Annotated in this window: 14 protein-coding genes; 6 read left to right on the forward strand and 8 right to left on the reverse strand. The window is 61.2% G+C overall.

The features are described 5' to 3' along the window. Positions 1-55 precede the first annotated feature (55 nt). The 8 genes from AADW22_RS00500 to AADW22_RS00535 form a co-directional block, all read right to left on the reverse strand. On the reverse strand, positions 56-5,794 hold the full coding sequence (locus tag AADW22_RS00500) for a hypothetical protein (protein WP_407474027.1): 5,739 nt from the start codon (positions 5,792-5,794) through the stop codon (positions 56-58). 97 nt (positions 5,795-5,891) lie between these two features. Beyond that, positions 5,892-8,537: an NEW3 domain-containing protein gene (locus AADW22_RS00505; protein ID WP_304950375.1), complete on the reverse strand. Its 2,646-nt coding sequence runs from the start codon at positions 8,535-8,537 to the stop codon at positions 5,892-5,894. Positions 8,538-8,584: 47 nt separating this feature from the next. After that, the gene (locus AADW22_RS00510) at positions 8,585-9,097 is read right to left on the reverse strand and encodes a hypothetical protein (protein ID WP_243250790.1); all 513 of its coding nucleotides are present in this window, start codon (positions 9,095-9,097) and stop codon (positions 8,585-8,587) included. A 368-nt stretch (positions 9,098-9,465) separates the two neighbouring features. Beyond that, the gene (locus tag AADW22_RS00515; RefSeq protein WP_005850279.1) at positions 9,466-9,984 is read right to left on the reverse strand and encodes a DUF6505 family protein; all 519 of its coding nucleotides are present in this window, start codon (positions 9,982-9,984) and stop codon (positions 9,466-9,468) included. Further along, positions 9,981-10,682 carry a DUF4444 domain-containing protein gene (locus tag AADW22_RS00520; RefSeq protein WP_407474028.1) on the reverse strand — a complete coding sequence of 234 codons (702 nt, stop codon included), beginning with the start codon at positions 10,680-10,682 and terminating at the stop codon, positions 9,981-9,983. Before AADW22_RS00520 ends, AADW22_RS00515 begins: the two co-directional genes overlap by 4 nt. Then, positions 10,679-11,746 (reverse strand): iron-sulfur cluster carrier protein ApbC, encoded by a 1,068-nt coding sequence (gene apbC / locus AADW22_RS00525; protein WP_009825477.1) that lies wholly within the window; start codon positions 11,744-11,746, stop codon positions 10,679-10,681. The genes AADW22_RS00520 and apbC overlap by 4 nt, the downstream gene beginning before the upstream one ends. Next, entirely contained in the window at positions 11,743-11,943 is a 201-nt protein-coding gene (locus AADW22_RS00530; RefSeq protein WP_009825478.1) for a DUF6494 family protein, read from the reverse strand. Before AADW22_RS00530 ends, apbC begins: the two co-directional genes overlap by 4 nt. Positions 11,944-11,980: 37 nt before the next feature. Next, positions 11,981-13,933 carry a 4Fe-4S binding protein gene (locus tag AADW22_RS00535; RefSeq protein ID WP_407474029.1) on the reverse strand — a complete coding sequence of 651 codons (1,953 nt, stop codon included), beginning with the start codon at positions 13,931-13,933 and terminating at the stop codon, positions 11,981-11,983. A gap of 365 nt (positions 13,934-14,298) precedes the next feature. Between AADW22_RS00535 and AADW22_RS00540 the strand changes: the two genes are divergently transcribed. The 6 genes from AADW22_RS00540 to fdh3B all read left to right on the forward strand — a co-directional run bounded on the left by AADW22_RS00540 (position 14,299) and on the right by fdh3B (position 19,985). Next, positions 14,299-14,835 (forward strand): DUF3305 domain-containing protein, encoded by a 537-nt coding sequence (locus AADW22_RS00540; RefSeq protein ID WP_286758813.1) that lies wholly within the window; start codon positions 14,299-14,301, stop codon positions 14,833-14,835. Next, positions 14,832-15,449 (forward strand): DUF3306 domain-containing protein, encoded by a 618-nt coding sequence (locus AADW22_RS00545; RefSeq protein ID WP_407474030.1) that lies wholly within the window; start codon positions 14,832-14,834, stop codon positions 15,447-15,449. Before AADW22_RS00540 ends, AADW22_RS00545 begins: the two co-directional genes overlap by 4 nt. After that, positions 15,446-16,054, forward strand: coding sequence for a molecular chaperone (locus AADW22_RS00550; RefSeq protein WP_037942764.1), 609 nt, complete (start codon positions 15,446-15,448; stop codon positions 16,052-16,054). Before AADW22_RS00545 ends, AADW22_RS00550 begins: the two co-directional genes overlap by 4 nt. A 55-nt stretch (positions 16,055-16,109) precedes the next feature. Then, a complete protein-coding gene (locus AADW22_RS00555; protein WP_005850294.1) occupies positions 16,110-16,298 on the forward strand; it encodes a twin-arginine translocation signal domain-containing protein in 189 nt (62 codons plus the stop codon). A gap of 101 nt (positions 16,299-16,399) precedes the next feature. After that, positions 16,400-19,378: a formate dehydrogenase subunit alpha gene (locus tag AADW22_RS00560; protein WP_005850296.1), complete on the forward strand. Its 2,979-nt coding sequence runs from the start codon at positions 16,400-16,402 to the stop codon at positions 19,376-19,378. A gap of 13 nt (positions 19,379-19,391) precedes the next feature. After that, complete coding sequence (gene fdh3B, locus AADW22_RS00565; protein ID WP_005850298.1) at positions 19,392-19,985, forward strand: formate dehydrogenase FDH3 subunit beta; 594 nt, start codon at positions 19,392-19,394, stop codon at positions 19,983-19,985. The last annotated feature ends 7 nt before the right edge of the window (positions 19,986-19,992 follow it).

Genomic DNA, 19,992 nt, shown 5'->3' on the forward strand with positions numbered 1-19,992 from the left:
CCGGCCTATGTGCCGGGGCTTTTTTTGTGCCGTGACGGGTTAGTCCCGTTTGGCTTTAGCTTTCCATAAAGCTGTCCAGACGGTCCCAGAGCGAGTTATCCAGCAGCAGCTTGAAGCGCAGGTAGAAACCTTCCTGATACAGATCGCTGCGCAGGGCCGACTTGTTCATCGCGCGGTTATAGCCCAATGCAACCAGCGCACCTTTGGTGGGGGCAAACCCGATCTCTGCGCCGATACCGTTGGTGGCATTGCCTTGGTTGTCCCACAGATGCGCGGCGTTCAAGCCGATCTGGAACCGGTTGTCGCCGAACTCGTAGTTAAAGCCAGCCTGCACCAGTTGGGTGGTGGCGCGGGCAGAGAACCCGCCAAGGGTGGTCAGCTTTTGCGACTGGCCAGCGTATTTCGCGTTCAGGCGCAGGTCGGCGTCTACTTCATAGGCCGCGTCTACGGACCACATATGGGTCACCGATTTGGTCTCGCGCTGTTCGATGCGGTGCTCGTACCATGCCAGCACTTCGAGGCGTGGATCGTGAACCGGACGGTAGGCGATACCCGCACGCGACCGGATCCGGCGGTGGTCACGACCGTCGCGCTTGTCCAGTGCAACACGGGTACGGCCCAGCACGGTGAAGTCAGGTGTGACCTTACCCGCGATGCCAAAGCTGGCGTAATGGGTGTTGCCACTGTCTTCAAAAGTGGTGTCCGCATCGGCATCGCCCACCCAGCTTTCCGCGCTGGACCCCCACTTCGCGCCGAGGGCAACGCTGGTCAGACGGTGATCGTCGCTTTCCATGCTGCGGGAATGTTCAATCCCGAAGCTGAAGCTGGTGTTCCCGTTCATCGCCCATTTGCCCATCATCGCTTGGGTAAACATGGTGTCCGAAGATCCCAGACCTTTGACGAAATCAGTGCTTCCGCGCAGCCAGTCATTCAGGTCGTAAGAGAAACCCAGCTTGGAGTGTGTGGCCATGCTGTCGTCGCCAAAGGTCATTTCGACCTCGCTATAGGCACGCCAGCCGGGCACGGGCTCGCGGTACATGCCCAGGGTCAGCTCTGTCGGACGGTCCGAGCCGCCAAAGGGGTGACGCAGCTCTGCGGTGATGACGGTGCCGGGGCGGTTCGCAGGGGTCCAGTGGCCGCCAAGGATCAGACCGGGATGGGCCTTCTTCGAGGTTGCGGTGTGATCCAGGCGATACTCCAGCCCGATGTAGCCTTTGAAGTTCGTGCTGAACTCTTTGGCATAGACGGCATCCACGGTCAGACGCTCGATGTCAGAGGTGCGGTCACGTACATAGTCCACACCAAGAACAAAGTCGCTGGTCCCGTCGATCTCAAAACCGTAGTTCAGACGTGCACGTGTGGTGCCGGGCAGTGCCAGACCGCCGCGCGAGGCAAACTTCTCGCCGGTGTGAACCATCTCGAAGTTGAAGTGACCGGTTACCTTGCGGATGTCGTAGGACAGACGGTAGGCCGTATCCGATACGCCATTTGCATCTTCGGAGCGCGCAGCCTCGGCTTCCCACACGCCGCCCTGCGTCCCCTCGTGACGGATATAGGCAGAGTGCAGACGCTCGCGGGCGGTGTTGCCACGGTCGGCATCGGCATGCACGATACGTGCGCCAACGGTGGTGCGGTCGGTCAGCGCGAGGTTCACCTCACCGCCATAGAGCCAGTAGCGGTCAGCCCCTTCCACATCGACTTCGTAGGTGACGCGCACCGACACAGGGTTGCCCTGACCGTCGAACTGGCGCACCGCATCGTCAAAAGTGATCGAGTTGCCAAAGAAGTCCAGCAGGTAGTCGCTGCCGCGGCGCAGCGGCGTGGTCGAGATGACATCCCCGCCCTCTTCGTCGCGCACCAGCAGTTCAACCCGCTCGGAGCCTTGTACATAGCCGTCCAGATCCAGGTCATAGGGGCCGGACACACCACGCCCGAGGAATTCCTGCACGCGCTGCTCTTGGGCGGTACGGGCACCGAACAGGGTCACGCCGACCTTGTCGTTTTCCCAATGGGCCTTGGCACCGGTCACCACACGACGCATGCCGTCAAGCTTCAGCGCGCTGGCTTCGGGTTCGATCGCGATGTCACCGTAAAGGATGTACGAACGACCCTTCTCGACCTTAACGTACAGGTTTTCGGAGGATTGCGCGTCGAAGCCACGTTCGGAGTTGTCACCATACACAGGGTAGAACTCGTCGCCACGGATGTCGCGGAACAGGCGGTCTTCGGTGTCACGGTCCGAGCTATAGCGCAGTGTCAGCAGCGCATCACCCGAGATTACGCCCTTGAGGTACACTTCACCCCGCAGACCGGTGGTTGTGTCTTCGAAAGAGCTGAAACGATCCGCGTCCAGCAGCTCACCCTTCGCACCGCCCAAGGCCACGGCCCCTTCGATCACGCCAACCATGATGCGCTGGTCCAGATCGGGGGTGAATGTGATGGTCTCTTCGGCGCGGCCAAAGGCACCGCTGATGGTGATACGGTCTGTGCCTGCAACCTGTGGCGGGATCAGCCCAAAGGTGGCCTCGCCGTTGTCCAGATAGACCTGCACGCCGGGGGTGCCTTCGCGGATGTCGGCCACGTCCCACAGGGCCAGCTTGGCGCTGAGTGTCACGGTGCCGGAGGCAGGTACAGGCATGCCACGGGCATCCAGCACACGCACCACAACCGGGATCACATCGGTCGGCGATGCGGGCGCGGTGTCGGGCATGATCACCTCGAATTTGGCGGGCTTGCCGGGGGCAACCACGGTGATTTCCTCGCGGACACGTTCGATGCCGAAACCGTCACGGCCGACCAGCGTCAGGGTGTTCTGCCCCGCGTCCAGTTTCACCGCAACAAAATCCAGTGCCTGCGTGTTGTTCTTCTCGAAGCTTGTACGCTCGCCTACGCGGTCGCTGCTCAGCTCGCGGCCGTTCACCAGCAGGCCCAGCGACAGATCGCCCTTGCCCTTGACGCGCACGCTTTGGGTGCGGCGATCCAGTGTCTGACCGTCGGTCAGGTCCACGAAACCGGGTGCATCGTCCAGCGTTTTGATCAGCATCTCGAGCGACTGGCGCTGTGCCTTGCCAGACGCTTTTTCAGAGACAGAGTTCGCCGCGCGGTTTTCATCCAGACGCTGCATCAGACGCGAGGTCAGCTGCGTGGTGGTCGCCACACCGGCTTCGCTGCGCACGGAACGTACCGGCGCACGCTGGCCTTCAATCGGCAGGTCGGCAGCGGTCAGCGCGTTGGATTGCGGCTGCTCGGCAAAGTACTTCTGACGCTGGTCAACCTCGGCCATCGCTTCGGGGGTGCAGTCCAGCACGGCGAAGTGCTCGGCGCGCAGTTCCCCTTTGCGCAGCGGGATCAGGCGCGACCCACCGCGCAGCAGATCGTTGGTGCGGGTTACGGTCACTTCGGTACCAACGGGCAGGGTTTCGTCCTGCACAAGGAACGCATGGGTCACGGGGCGCAGACCGAAAAGGGAGTATTTACCATCCATATCGGTCACAACCGACAGACCCTCTTGGGTCACGATACGGACGCCGGGGATGCCTGGTTCAGTGTGGTCGCCACGGATACCGTCTTTGTCGCAGTCCATAAAGACCGACCCGATGACAGTGGCTTCGCGGGCGAAGACGCCACCGCTGTTGTTCAGCTTGACCATCGCGCGGGCAGTCTGGGACTGCATCACGGTACCGGTGCCCGCCTGACGACCCGTCAGAACTGCGGTGTTCTCGTTGCGGCCTTCGCGGGCGGCTGCGGTGAACTGCATGACATAGGTCAGCTCGTGGCTCGACAGGGGGGTCAGCATGCCCAGGTCATAGGTCATGTCACCCGACGCATCGACGGCAGGGTCTTCCATTGTCTCGCCGTTGAAGGTCACCGACCCTGCAACCAGCTGGCTGCCAAAGGCGGGGCGATCCATGATCTCGGCACCGATCAGCGCCTGGTTCATGTTGTTGGTGAAGTTCAGGGTGTAGACCACGAACTCGCCCGCGCCGACCATATCCTTGTCGGCCTGCTTGTCCAGCGCCAGCGGCACACCATAGTGTGGATCCGCAGGAATGTCCGAGATGTCGAGCATCCCACCGGCGTGGCGGAAGCTTGCCATATAACCGGCCCCCGCAACACGACGGTTAAAGCCAGGGAAGTCGGCGCGCACGGAAGGAACGTCCCATGCGGGGGCGTTCATCACGGCGTACTGGTATTCACCGGCAGGCATGTCACCGAAGCTGAAGAACCCGCGGGCATCGGTCATACGGCGCGCCATTTCGGCACCGCTGTTCATGTCCATCAGCGCGATGGCCACATCACCGATCGGCTCGTTGGTCAGCGCATTGAACAGGAAGTTACCGGGGGTGATCAGCAGTTCGTCTTGCAGCGCGGCACCAGCACAATCGGCAGTGGCGATCAGACGGTCACCGTCGGTGGTCGCGATCACATTGTCGCCGGATACGGGCACATCCATCCGCGCCATAGGAACGGCGGCGGTAAGGAAAACACCGTTGTTAGGGTCTGTTTCTGTGGCCGTCACACGCTCTACATCGCCGGTCAGGAAGCTGCGCAGCGTGATGATCGCACGATCTGCGGACATCGTTTCGTTGCACGCACCGGCGGTCAGACGCAGGCGGGTATCGCTGTTTGGCACGGCGTGAGGCTGGTCTGCTGCGGTTTCGGGATGTTCAAAGTGCAGGGCACCGGTCCCAGCAGCATCGCGGCTGTAAACCGTTGTGTTAGAGTCTACATCAACTGTGCGGTCTTCCATTTTCACGAAGCTGCGGGCGGTGTTGGCGACCTCTACGTCGCCCAGGTTCATGGGCACGGTCACGGTGAACGCGGGGTCGCGGGCAAAACCGATATCGTAGTCGCCCTCGTGAAAGAAAGCCACGGCGTCGACCTCGCCAGCAGGGCGCGCAGTCTGGTAATCATGACGCGCATCGCCCGCCGCGTGATACAGCGCAACCATGCCGCTTGGGTCGGTGATGCTGTGGAAACGGGCGTTCAGGGGCACCTCGTCGCGCAGCAGAACACCTGTGGCGGCGGCCCCGTCGATGCGGATCTGGGCACCGTGTACGTCACCATAGGCCAGCACATCACCGTCCGAGTCGTTGCGCAGGCGCAGCGTGTAGGTCAGCTGTGTTTCGTCTTCCATCTCGCGGACGGATTGTTCCTTTTGCAGCTCAAGCGAACTGCCCATGATGGTGGTCTTGCCAGCTGCGGCACCCGTCAGGATGCGCCGGGCCGCGAAGCCTGTTGTGCTTGTGGCAGATACCGACAGCACCGACTGCATCAGCGTGGCGGGAGTGGCATAGAAGGAGGTGCGGAATTCGTAGATGAGCTGAGCGCTGTCGCCCACATCCATGAACATCGGCGCGCCTGCGCTGATGGTGGCTTCGCCATTGTCGATGCGGCCGTTGGCATTCGCGTCATAGACAAGGCGGGCGTCGTTCATCATGCCGGCACCCTCTTGGTGCTGCATGGTCATGGCGGCGTTCAGTGGGACGTTCCCGATGTTGGCGACCTCGAAGTAGTATTGCGCCATCGCGCCACGGGTCAGCATCAGTTCGGAGTATCCGTTGACATCCAGCGCAGGCACTGCGGCTACTTTGGCGTCTACGGCGTTCGAGTATACAGTCTCGATGATGCCCAGCGCTTCGTTAAAGTAGGTGGTCTGCGCGACGTTCCGGATGAAGGTGCCTGCGGGTACCTGCTTGGCAGCGGCGCCGTGCGGCAGGAGGGAGATCACCAGCGCGACGATCCAGAAACACGACATCATGCGGAGGGCGGTTTTGTGAAAGGTGCGGTCCATTTGATCAATCCCTGTTCTATCTTTTCTAAGAGGAGAGGAAGTGTGGTTCCCCCGGAGCGAGGGGGGGAAGGGTGCTCCGGGGAAACCTGGGGTTCGTTTACTCGTCCACCTGAACGGTGAATTCTAGCGTGGCGAACCCACCCGGAAGGACCGTGCCGTGGTCGCTCGAGATATTGCTCGAGGTGACTGTGGCGGTGCTACCTGCCGGGAAGAGCGTTTCGCTGCATGTGCCACCACAGTCGGTTACCGATGTGTAGGCAGGGGCGGCATCAGAGATGATGACGTTTGCAGCGGGAGAGGAGCCGGTGTTTTCAGCTTCCACTTTGTAGCGGATGCACTGACCGGGAGAGACGTCCTGACGGGTCTTGGTAAAGGTCCCGACGGTGCCGTCGCAGTTGGCGTCGATGTACTGGTACTTGCTCAGCGTGACGTCGCCAGAGATGATCACGATCCGGTCTTCTACTGCGTTGTCAGCAGTATCCGCGTCGGTCGCTGTGCCACCGTTCAGCGAGGGATCAAGGCTGATGGTACCGATTTCGGTCACACCGCTTGTCGCTGTCGATGGTGTTTGCACACGGTAGATGACCGAGATGCTTTCACCGGGGGCAAGCCCGTTCACACCAGCCGAGACACCGTCCGTCAGATCATCAAAGTTGTCGATCACCAGCTCGGAGGGGTCGATCACACCGTTGCCGTTGGCATCCCAGAACAAAGCACCCGAGAAGTTGTTCAACCCTGTGTCGTTGATCGCACCTTCGGTGATCGCAACGTTACCGGTGTTGGTGATGGTGTGCACCATGTCGACGATACCACCGGGCGAGGCCTGGGCGTTCTGGTCATCGATGATCTCTACGTTGTAGATCTCGTTCACGGTCACTTCGTTGACGATCCGGTCGCCTTGGCCCGAGACAGAGGACACCAGCGCGATGTCGACCAATGTGTCACCCGGTGCCTGATCTGCCGGCGGGGTTACCACAACGGTGAAGGTATCGCTTGCACCAGCAGGGATGGTCCCGGTGTTGCTGATCGCGGACCCGTCAGCGGAGCGGAATTCGACGGTCCAACCGGCGGGCAGCGCTTGTGCCAGCGAGAGGTTGTAGCTGTCGGATACCGGGCCGTTGTTTTCAACGACCATGTCGTAGGTGACCGGTGCACCTGGATCGGTGGCATAGTTCACCCATGGCGCGCCGGCATTGGTGGGGTCAAGGCCATCGCCTTCGGAGCCTACGACTGCGTTCTCAAGATCAACGGCAGAGGCAAGGATCGCACCGGTGAAGGTCGCTGTCGATGTATCCGAAACACCCGAGGCATCGGAGGTGGTGGATACGGTGGCGTTGAAGTTCGCAGCAGCCGTTGGGGCCACATCCGTTGGCAGTGTTGCGATCAAGGTGACCTTGGCGCTGTCACCCGCAGCAAGCGGACCGACGGAACCGATGATCGGTGTCACACCGTCTGCACCCACAAAGCGGAAGGTTGTGCCCGCGGGGTAGTCGATGTTGCTGACATCAAGCGTCAGGCTGTCGGTCTGGTTCGACCGGTTGGTCAGCACGAATTCATGCTTCACTGTGCCACCCTGGGCCGCGTCGCCAGTTTCGGTCACGACATCGTTGTTTGCCGCGTCATCATCTGTTGCCGAAGCCGTCGTTGGATCCGCTGCACCAGCACCGTCGATGGCTGTATCAGCGATGGAGACCGCGAATTGGTCATCCACAATGATCGAAGCTGTGTTCGAGGGTGGGAAGGCAACGTTGTCGATTTCCTGTGTGGCGACGTTTTCAATGATACCCGCATCAGCAGTGTCGAGGATCACAGCTTGGAACGTCACACTACCGGAGCGGCCGGAACCGACGCTCGAGATGTTGAAGTTGACGCTCTGGCCGTTGGTATCAAAGGCGATTGTCTCGCCCGAGCCATTGGTCGCATCGACCGAAGAAGACCCGTTGGCGTCATCCAGAATACCCGCAGCGTCAGACCACCGTGCCGAACCGGGCACATAGGCCAGGCGACCGTCCAGAATGTCATCGACGGTATAGTTGTTCGCAGCAGCCAGACCGGTGCTGGAATATGTCAGCTCAATGCTCACGGTATCGCCGGCATCGACGATGTTGGGGTTACCACCGGACGCTGCATCAGCGACCATGGACTTGACCAGTTCTACAATCGCGTCGTTCGAGATGGTTAGCGTATCGGTGTTGACGGCTGTCTCTGTGCCATCAAGATCAGACCTTGCGGTCACTGTGATGCTGTCCGACCCTGTTGCGTTGGAGGGGACAGAGACTTCGATGACGACGCCGAACTGCTCGCCCGGTGCCAATGTTGGCGTTTCGGTCAGCGGTGTGGCGCTATCGGCGACACCATCCATGTTCGCATCCGGATAGAAGACGATGGCAGAGGTATCGAGCGTGCCTGTGTCTGTCTCTACTGCGGTCAGTGCGAAGAAGTCTGCGCCGTTCCCTTCGTTGGTAACAATGTGCGGCAGGAAGGCTTTACCACCGGGTGCGATGGTTTCGTTGTTGTCCGAGGTCAATGTCACGCCAGCAACCTGCTGAACGATCGTTTCAACCGTGTTCGACGTGACCGTGATGGTATCGCCCGCTTGGTTTGTATAGGTCGCAACCGCTTGGTTGCCAATCACGGACCCAGCTTCTGGTGCGGCGGCCAAAGCAGCTGCGCCAAATGCGGCGGTGACCGCCATCGCGCTTGCAGAGCGCATGAAGAAAGATTGATGTTTCACGTTAGTCATTCCTTTGATTTATCTAGATTAGGTAAATTGGATCAGGTTCCCCCCGATCAGTTGACGCGCACCCGATAGCTGTTGAGTGCGATTTCGCCTGACTCCAAAGGTTCGCTGAGCGTCCAACGGACGGCAGCGATCTGATCCTCAGGAAGTGGTTCTGGTTGGAGTGTGCCATCTGCACCGGCGACCATGCGGGTGGCGGGAAGTGTGGACCATTCAAGGCCATCGTTTTCAGGGTCGAGATCAGCCTGGACTTCGAACACGGCCTTGATCGATGTGCTCTGTGCGCCAAGCGTCAGGGTGACCCCTTCGGGTACGGGGGCCGCAATAACGATCCCCGCAAGTGCGTCTGCAGTCGTGTTCTCGTGCTGCAGTTGGTATTGGATGACCTCGCCAGGGCGGACGGTGCCCCGCTCGATCAACTCCTCTTCGCCACCGTCATTGGTTTCGACGATGCGGAAAGAAAATGTGCTGGAAAGTGCGTCAGCAAAAGCCGGCACGCCGGCGACAGAAATCGCGACACCAGCAAGCAGTGCACGGGCGATTTGTTGAGTTTTGAAAGTCATAATTTTTTCCCCTAGTTGCCGACCACCGCCGGCGGTTTTGATGAACCGGCCCAGTGTTTGGGCTGTCCTGAACTCATCATCAGGGGAAATGTCTCGGGGTGCATTCTCGCTTAGGGCTAGGTTTTTGATCTGCTGGGCAGCCCCCTACCCGTCCGTATATGCGGCGCTATCAATTCGATGGCGAAACACGCAATTCGCGCGGTGATTGCAGACGTAAACCCGCATCGCGCCGCGCAAAGCAGGCGAGTCACCCTCATGCAAAAGGGCGTTGATTCTATTTATTTTGGGGAATGTTTGGCCCGATCCGGGCCCAGATCACGGAAAACCCCGACCGGATAGCCGGACAGGGCGTTTCGTATAGTTAACTGTCAGTGAGAATGGCCGTGCCCGCCATGATCGTCATCGTCTAACGATCCGTGTACCGCAAACTGGTCAATTCCCGCATCCTGCGGTTCAATGAAACGATAGCTTTCGCGTACACCGCTGTCTGAAAGCTCGCGTGCGACGGTCAGCAAGGTGTTTGGCGCGTGGTCGGCGCAAAGCTCCATCATCTGGGCGACTTCCTCTTCCGCGACGGGGCGGGCCGCTTCGGGCGATGGCGCGCCATAGATCTCGACGAAATGCTTCATCAGCTGCAAGGTGATCGCTTCAACCTCGAAGGGTTCGGCTTTGGTCACGGCAACAAAGGTGACGCGGCCAAACGTCTCTACGCCCATCCAGCCATTCGCGAAGGCCTGCCGCGCCTTGCCGGTCAGATCACCTTCGGACCAGTTCGAAAATTCGAACCCGCCAGAAACGCACCATTCGCCCGTGCGCGCGGGCGCGTGGAACACATTGCGGTCGCTTTCATCAAAGTGGATGGCGCGGGCGAGGAAGAGATCGCTCATGGGGCTGGCTCCAGCAGGTCGGTCAGAGGGATTAGATGCGTGGTCGTATCGGTTTTCAGCAGCAGACCAAAGTTTTCGTCGATACCGGTAAAGTCGCCCGTCATATCGCGATAGGTGATCTGATCGCCCATGGCCCAGGCCAATCCGGTCCATTCCTTATGCAAGGGGCCCGCGCCCTCGTCATCCCAGCGGTTCAGCGCCACCAGCATATGCCGCGCCCAGGCCTCTAGCAGCTCGACCGGGCTCACCTCGGCACAACCCTCGCCATAAAGTGTGGTGACATCCGGCGTTTCGCCCGGCGTGTCGGATTGCGGCAATAGCTTCACGTGAAACGAAACGACCAGCCAGTCGGGCACGTGATGAGGGTCTGTATCAGACGCCGCCGCCCGCATCTGGCCGCAGATCGCACCGTTCAAACGCAGATCGCCGTTCCACGCGAGATGCACCCCCACCTCTGGCGGGGCGAGCGCGCCAAGCGCGTTCTGGAAGCCCACGGCACAAAGCGGGAGCATCGCCATCGCCCGGGCCAGCGGCACCTCGGGCGCAAAGACGATGGCGGCCTGCAATACGCTTGGCCCCAGATTATACAGCACTAGCCCCGCATCACACCCCTGCCGCGCCTCTGCGCAGGCCTGAGCGAACGGGTCCTCCGCCTGTGCGCCGGTCAACAAAGGGGGGAAGACGGGGCTGTCGCTCATGCGTGCCCGCCCGCGATCAGGGCCTTGGCCACCTTGCGGAAGCCTTCGGCCTGCGTGCTGTCGGGTTTCGACACCACAATCGGCGCGCCCCCGTCAGCCGCGACACGGATATCCAGATGCAACGGAATCTCGGCCAACAAAGGCACGCCCAGCTTTTCAGCTTCGGCGGCGACGCCCCCATGCCCAAAGACATGTTCCTCGTGCCCGCAGTTAGAGCAGATATGCGTGCTCATGTTCTCGATCATCCCGAGGATCGGGGTCTTCAGCTGGTTGAACATGTCGATCCCCTTACGGGCATCCAGCAGCGCCACATCCTGCGGTGTGCTGACGATGATCGCGCCGTCCACATGGGCCTTTTGCGCCAGCGTCATCTGCACGTCGCCGGTGCCGGGGGGCAGGTCGACAATCAACACATCCAGCGCGCCCCATTGAACCTGCATCATCATCTGCTGCAACGCGCCCATCAGCATCGGGCCGCGCCAGACGACCGCCTGATCGTCATTGGTCATCAACCCGATCGACATCATCGTCACGCCAAAGTTGCGCATCGGCAGGATCGTCTTGCCATCGGGGGACGCAGGCCGCCCGGACACGCCCAGCATCCGCGGCTGCGAAGGGCCGTAGACATCGGCATCCAGCATGCCCACGCGACGCCCTTCGGCGGCCAGCGCACAGGCAAGGTTCGCGGCAACGGTAGATTTACCCACCCCGCCCTTGCCCGACGCAATGGCGATGATCCGGTCCACGCCGGGGATCTTCTCGGGCCCCGCGGGTTCGGACTTGCGCCCCAGCTTCAGGTCGGGCGGCGGTGCCTGCTTGGAATGGGCCGTCAGCACGGCCGAGACAGAGGCAACGCCCTCAAGCGCCTTTACCGCCGCGTCGGCCTCGTCGCGCAGCTTGGCGTAGGCGTCGGCGTGGCTCGGGTTTACCTCAAGCACAAAGCGCACCGCGCCGTCGTCGACGGTCAGCGCCTTCACAAGCCCAAGCTCTACAATATCCTTACCGGAGACGGGATCGTTCAGGGTTTTCAGGCAGGCCAGTACGGCATCACGGGTGACGCTCACGCTTCGGACTGCCCTTGGATCTTGCCAGTCACGACGTGTTCAAGGTCCAGCCCGTCGATGGTCAGCACCACCTTGGCCTCGAATGTCTTGCCGCCGGTGTCGCCGTTTTCGCGCATCGCTTCTTCGATCGCCTGCTGCGAGGTCACACCGACCTGCTTGAGGAACTTGCGCATCGACATGTTGAAATCATCGCTCATGATTTTCTCCTGTTCTTTGGGTGGATCGGCACAGCGCTTAGTGATCTTTGCGCTTGCTGAAATAGTCTTCGGATGTGCGCACACGCGGGCGTTCTTTGCCAGCCAGCGGATTGTTCTGCGCGTGGTACTGCGCGTTGATCCGGCAGTTGTCGCACATCTGGATCATCTTCGCCGCCTCAGAGGAGGCGAACATCGCGTGTTTTCCTGCCAGCTTTTCGGTGATCTTCTCAACCGTGGATTTCACGCCGAAAAGCGACCCGCATTCGATACAGGCAAAGGGCTCTTCCTCATGCAGCACCACTTGGGTGAAGGCCTGCGCGGTCAGGTTCAACTGCGGCTTTAGTGTAATCGCATCCTCGGGGCAGACGTTCGCACATAGCCCGCATTGCAGGCAGGCATCTTCCTGAAAGCGCAGCTGGGGCAGATCGGGGTTATCGCCAAGCGCCCCGGACGGGCAAAGCGACACACAGGACAGGCAGAGCGTGCAGGCATCGGTATCCACCAGCACCGCGCCATAGGGGGCGGCGTCGGGCAGGTCGATCACCTTGGCCTCGGGCTGAAGGGTCTTGCCTGCAAGCCGTGCGACCTGACGGCGGGTGCCCAGAGGCAGCAGCGTGTCATGCGCGGGCTGCGCGGTTTCGGTGACCAGTGCGGTGTCCAGCGCATCGGGGTCGGCCACATCAATGAGGCGGATTGTATCGGTGCCGCTGATCGCGCGGGCAATCTCGGCCTGCACCTCGATCACGTCACGCTCTGTACGCGGCGACAGCAATACATCCACATGCACAAAGCCGCAGCCAAGTGCGGCGAGCATCTCTGCATGGCCGAACCCCGCCAGCGCATCCACGGCCATCGGGATGACATCAACCGGCAAGCCCGCGCCAAAACGCGCGTAAAGGCGGATCATCTCGGCCCCGTGGTCGTCGTCATGCACCAGCAAGCGCGGCGCGGTGCCGCCCGCCTTGCGATAGGTCGATGCCAGCGTCGACAACCGGCGGAACAGGGTATCAACAGGCGGCGCGTCATAGGTGATCGCCCCCGAAGGGCAAACCGCAGAACAGCTACCGCAACCCGCGCAGATCATCGGGTCAATCGCCACATGTTCACCGGCCGAGGTGATCGCCCCCGTCGGGCAGAGGTCCAGACAGTTGGAACAGGCGGCCTGCCCGGCCCGCGAATGGGCGCAAAGACTTTCGGTCAGCCGCACGTAAAGCGGCTTTTCAAAGGTGCCGACCATCTGCATGGCCTCGCGCACGGCTTCTGCCACGGCGGGCTTGCTGCCCGGATCGGCCCGCAGATAGCCATCACGTTTGTGCGGCGCGGGAAACAGCGATGTATTCCCCGTCAAATCCAGAATGATATCGCATTGCGACTTGGCCCCGTCCCGCGGCGCGGTGAACGAAGGCGCGCCGCGTCCGCCGGGGATCAACATCTGCAACTGGTCAAAGGTCAGGCTGAAATCGCCCAATGCGCCCGATGCCTTGCGCAGATCGCCTTTGACCACGTCAAAACGCGGATCAACCGCCCCGTCATAATCGCCCTGCCATAGCACCGTCACCGCAAGCGTATCGGCCACCATCTCTGCCACCTCAAGCGCGAGGGCGGGCGGGGCCATGATCAGACACGTGCCCTCAGACACCACATCCATCACCCGTGGTGCCGGTGCGGCAAGCTGCTGCTCCGCCATCAGGGCGGCCATCTTGGGCGTCGCGTCGCCCTGATCGTCGTGCCAGCCGGCGCGGTCGCGAATATCGACGAACTGGGGCACCTCTGCGTTGATCTCGGCGGCCAGCTCCTCGAAACGGGGGCGTTCCTGCTGGCACGCGATCACGGTGTTGCCCGCGGCTATCGCCTCTGCCGCGGTGCCGATCTGGTCGGTGCACAGACAGCTATAGACCTTGGAGCACGGCAGACCCGTCGCCTTTGACAAGGCAGGCGCGTCAATATCCTGACTGCCCAGACAGTCGCACAGCAGAAAAGTCTTTTCCATAATCTCCTCGGGGACAGCACCGGATGGGATGGGTCAAGCGGCGGGGTACTGTCGGCGCTCGCAGGCCAAGCTAGTGGTGTTCGCGACCCGCCGCAAACCCCTAATTGCCCCTGCGTCCCGCAAAAGGGCTGTTCGCACCTACGGCATGAATTACCCAACAAAAACAGTCGGAAAGACAGAAACCCCAGTCAAATATGGCAAATGCTGACGCATGGGAAATGCCGCACCGCAGCAATCACAAAACTGTGTGATTCAACCCTAGAATCCTCTTTGATACGCGTTATGATTACGTCAATATGAGGCCGGAAACGCCTGAAACATCATCGGAAACCAAATTGAACGCACCGCTTAAATCAGCGCAAACGATGCCCGTCGGGGTCGTCCTTCGCAAGTCACCCGGCGTGACGAAATGGGCGAAGGTCGTTTGGCGTGCGGTTTGTGTCCTGCCCGGTGCCGACCCCGCCGATTGGAAGCTGCTGCGTACCGAAGGCGAGGTGTCCGACTATCACGTGACCACTGTGCCGCTGACGCTGTACCGCTCTGACACCGAAGCCTATGTGCACGGGCTCGCCGCGCATGTGCCCTGTCTTTATGTCATCTGCCGCGAAACCCGCGACCCTGCCCGCCCGCTTGAGGTGGTGATGGTCACCGCCTCTCCCTATGAGGCGCAGGATTACAGCGACAATGGCGAGGATATCGTCGAAAAGGTCATGATGACCCCGCAGGTGCATGCCTGGATCAGCGCCTATGTCGACACGCACCACGAAGAAGAAGCCTTTGTGAAGCGTCGGCGCGACAAATACCAAGAGCCGAAGCAAGACGGGATCGGGGACGCGCGCATCTCGCAGACGACCGATGTCTACCGCGCACCGCGCACGTCGCGTTCGGGGTCGTCACAATGACCCGTCACACATCCTTTTGGGATCGCCGCCGCGCTGCCGTCAAGGCAGAGGAAGCCGCCGCGCAGCAAGCCGCCGCAGAGCAGGCAGAGGCGCAGCATCAGGCCGCGCTGGCGGAAAAATCCGACGCCGAACTGCTGGCCGAGTTTGATCTGCCCGATCCTGATACGCTGAAAGCGGGCGATGATTTCTCGGCCTTTATGGCGCGTGCCATCCCCGAACACCTGCGCCGCCGTGCGCTGCGCAAACTGTGGGTGTCCGATCCGGCGCTGGCCTGTCTGGATGATCTGGTCGACTACGCTGACGACTACACCCAAGCCTCTGCCGTGACGAATTTCACCACCAGCTATGAGGTTGGCAAAGGGCTGCGCCGTCATATCGAAGATGTCGCGCGCAAGGCTGCGACCGCGCTCGACACCGCCACCGATGCGGCAGAAACACCTGTTGAAACAGAGCCGACACCGACCGTCGTTCCGGCAGAGGTCGACGCACCCGCCGTCGCCGTAGCCCAAGCGGATACCCCCGCAGAGCCCCCCGTCGCCGAAACCGCGATGGAAGAACCCGCAGCCCTGCCCCCGCGCCGCATGGCCTTTCGTTTTGAGGAGCAAAGCGCATGACCGCTGCCGCCCAAGCCACCCAAGTCTCTGCCGAAGATCGCCTGCGCGCCGATCTGTACAATTACCTTGGCGTGATGCTGGCCCGCCCTGCGGATCAGATGTTGCTGGACCAGACCGCCGGCCTGTCCGGCGATGACAGCCCGTTGGGAGAGGCGATCAACGGGCTTGCGCGCGTGGCCAAGGCCATGCCCCCCAAGAAAGTGCAAACCGAATTCAACGCGCTGTTCATTGGTCTTGGTCGGGGCGAGCTGCTGCCCTATGCCAGCTATTACCTGACCGGCTTTCTGAACGAAAAGCCCCTCGCCGCCCTGCGCAGCGATATGGCCGCACAGCGCATCAGCCGCGCCGAGAATGTCTTTGAACCCGAAGACAACATCGCATCCCTGATGGAGATGATGGGCGGTATGATCGTCGGGCGCTTTGGGGCTCCGGCCAGCGACGCCACGCAGCGGGCGTTTTTCAACAAACACATCGCGCCTTGGGCGGGTCACTTCTTTACCGACCTGCAAGGGGCCAAGAACTCCGTCCTATATGCCGGGGTTGCCGCAGTCGGCAGCGCCTTCATGGACATTGAACGCGAAGCATTTCGTATGACGGCGGGATAACCGCACCACATCAGGCGGGCTTCCCCCCGCATAACCAAGGAAAGGGGTACAACCCATGACCCAGGATACCAAAGGCACCAACCGCCGCAATTTCCTGAAACTGGCAGGGACAGCCGCACCGGCAGCCGCCGTTGCCGTGGCCAGCAGCGGCACCGCCGCCGAGGCGCAGCCAGTCGATCTGCAATCGGACAAGATGCAAGATACCGCGCACACCCGCGCCTATCTGGAAAGCACACGCTTCTAATTCAGTGATCAACAACCCGCGCGCCTAACCACCGCGGGAGGGAAACTCAGCCCCGGTCCGACCCACGCGGTCAGAGCACGCGGGCATCAAGGGAGACTATTATGCTTCGGAAAAAGACCAACGGGATGGCACGGCGGCCCCAGCGGGCGGGCATGCTATCCGACATCGCGGAAAAATCCGTTGACCGTCGCGCATTCCTGCGCGGATCCGGTCTGGCCATCGGCGGCCTGGCGGCGATCGCATCGACCGCGGGCTCTGTCACACAAGCGTCAGCTGCCACCGCCGTCAGCGGCGCGGTAGAGACGATCAAATCTGTCTGCACCCACTGTTCGGTTGGCTGTACCGTCATCGCCGAAGTGTCGAACGGCGTCTGGACGGGTCAGGAACCCGGCTGGGACAGCCCGTTCAACCTTGGCTCGCATTGCGCCAAAGGGGCGTCGGTACGCGAACACGCCCACGGTGAACGCCGCCTGAAATACCCGATGAAAAAAGAGGGTGGTCAATGGGTTCGGATCAGCTGGGAGCAGGCGATCAACGAGATCGGCGACAAGATGAACGTGATCCGCGAAGAAAGCGGTCCCGATTCCGTCTACTGGCTCGGCTCGGCCAAGCATAACAACGAACAGGCGTATCTGTTCCGCAAGTTCGCGGCCTATTGGGGCACCAATAACGTCGACCACCAGGCGCGTATCTGTCACTCCACCACCGTTGCGGGCGTTGCGAACACATGGGGCTACGGCGCCATGACCAACAGCTACAACGACATCCACAACAGCCAGGCGATCTTTGTCATCGGCGGCAACCCTGCCGAGGCGCACCCCGTGTCGCTGCTGCACCTGCTCAAAGCGAAAGAGCAGAACAACGCGCCGATGATCGTGTGCGATCCACGCTTTACCCGTACAGCGGCCCACGCGGATGAATATGTCCGCTTCCGTCCCGGTTCGGACGTGGCGCTGGTCTGGGGTATCCTCTGGCACATTTTCGAGAACGGGTGGGAAGACAAGGAATTCATCCGCACCCGCGTTTGGGGCATGGACCAGATCCGTGACGAAGTCGCGAAGTGGACACCCGAAGAAGTCGAACGCGTGACCGGCGCGCCTGCGTCGCAGCTTGAACGCGTTGCACGCACCCTGGCCAACAACCGTCCCGGCACCGTGATCTGGTGCATGGGCGGCACGCAGCACAGCAACGGCAACAACAACACCCGCGCGTACTGCATCCTGCAGCTGGCTCTTGGCAACATGGGCACCGCAGGCGGCGGCACAAACATCTTCCGCGGCCACGACAACGTTCAGGGTGCCACCGATCTGGGCGTTCTGGCCGATACGCTGCCGGGCTACTATGGTCTGTCCGCAGGGGCTTGGGCCCACTGGGCGCGGGTTTGGGAAGAAGACCTTGAATGGTTGCAATCCCGCTTCTCCAAGGCGTCGTTCAACGACACCTCGATGATGAACCTGACCGGTATCCCCGTGAGCCGCTGGATTGACGGCGTGCTGGAAGACAAGGAAAACATCGACCAGCCGGACAACACCCGCGCGATGGTTCTGTGGGGCCACGCGCCCAACTCGCAGACCCGTCAAAAGGAAATGGTCACCGCAATGGAGAAACTCGACCTGATGGTCGTTGTCGATCCATATCCAACGGTGTCCGCCGTGATGCAGGACCGCCAAGACGGGCTGTATCTGTTGCCCGCAACGACCCAGTTCGAAACCCGCGGCTCTGTCACCGCGTCCAACCGGTCGCTGCAGTGGCGTGATCAGGTCGTCGAGCCCCTGTTCGAATCCAAGCCCGACCACACGATCATCAAGCTCTTCGCGGACAAGTTCGGTTTCAGCGACCGTCTGTTCAAGAACATCGCGCTGGACGGGGACGAACCCAACATCGAGGACCTGACCCGCGAATTCAACCGCGGCATGTGGACCATCGGTTACACCGCACAAAGCCCCGAGCGCATGAAGATGCACATGGCCAACCAGCACACCTTTGACCGCACCACGCTGCGCGCCAAAGGCGGACCGGCCGACGGGGACTTCTATGGTTTGCCTTGGCCCGCTTGGGGCACCCCCGAGATGAACCACCCCGGCACAGCGAACCTGTACGATATGTCGCTGCCCGTTGCCGAAGGCGGTCTGACCTTCCGCGCCCGTTTCGGTGTGGAACGTGACGGGGACAACCTGCTGGCCGAAGGCGTCTACAGCGCTGGTTCCGAGATCAAGGACGGCTACCCCGAGTTCACCATGGCCATGCTGCGTGAACTGGGCTGGGACAAGGATCTGACCGACGAAGAGATGGCCGTGATCAACTATGTTGCAGGCTATCCCGAAGGCCAACCAGCGAACGCAAAGCCGGACGAGGAAGTCGGTGAAACATCCCAGACCGGCGAGACCCCGTCGGACTATATCGCCGACACCGGTGGCGTGAACTGGAAGACCGACCTGTCGGGCGGCATCCAGCGCGTCGCGATCAAGCATGGCTGTGCCCCCTTCGGCAACGCCAAGGCCCGCGCCGTGGTCTGGACCTTCCCCGATCCGGTGCCAATCCACCGCGAACCGCTGTACACCAACCGTCGTGATCTGGTCGCCGACTACCCGACCTATGACGACAAGAAGTTCTGGCGCCTGCCCACCATGTATAAGTCCATTCAAGAGAATGACTTCTCCAAGGACTATCCGATCGTGCTGACCTCTGGTCGACTCGTAGAATACGAAGGGGGCGGCGACGAAACCCGATCCAACCCCTGGTTGGCCGAGCTTCAGCAGGACATGTTCATCGAGATCAACACCCGCGACGCTAACAATCTGGGTGTGCGTGACGGTGCCGATGTTTGGGTCGAAGGCCCCGAAGGCGGCAAGGTCAAGGTGATGGCGATGGTCACGGAACGTGTCGAAAGCGGCGTGGCGTTCATGCCATTCCACTTTGGCGGCCATATGGAAGGCGTTGATTTGCGGGACAGATACCCAGAGGGGGCCGACCCTTACGTCCTGGGTGAATCCACCAACACCGCGCAAACATATGGCTATGACTCAGTAACTCAGATGCAAGAGACCAAAGCGACTCTCTGCAAAATCTGGACAGCGTAAGGAGACTATCAAGATGGCAAGAGCAAAGTTTCTCTGCGACGCCGAACGCTGCATCGAATGCAACGCCTGCGTCACGGCCTGTAAGAACGAACACGAAGTACCGTGGGGCATCAACCGCCGTAAGGTCGTCACCATTCAGGACGGCCAACCCGGCGAGCGGTCGATCTCGGTCGCGTGTATGCATTGTTCCGATGCGCCCTGTATGGCGGTCTGCCCTGTAGACTGTTTCTACCAGACCGACGACGGCATCGTTCTGCACTCAAAAGACCTGTGCATCGGCTGCGGTTACTGCTTCTACGCCTGCCCCTTCGGCGCGCCGCAGTATCCACAGGCGGGCAACTTCGGGTCGCGCGGCAAGATGGACAAATGTACTTTCTGCGCCGGTGGCCCCGAGGAAAACCACTCCGAAGCGGAATTCCAGAAGTACGGCCGCAACCGGATCGCCGAAGGCAAGCTGCCGATCTGCGCCGAGATGTGTTCGACCAAAGCGCTGCTGGCCGGTGACGGCGATGTCGTCTCGGGCATCTACCGCGAACGCGTTGTCGCGCGCGGCTTTGGCTCGGGCGCTTGGGGCTGGGGCACGGCATACGAGCAAAAGGGCGGCTAAGCCCCCT

It is taken from the genome of Sulfitobacter sp. PM12 (assembly GCF_045586035.1).
GTDB lineage: Bacteria > Pseudomonadota > Alphaproteobacteria > Rhodobacterales > Rhodobacteraceae > Sulfitobacter > Sulfitobacter pontiacus.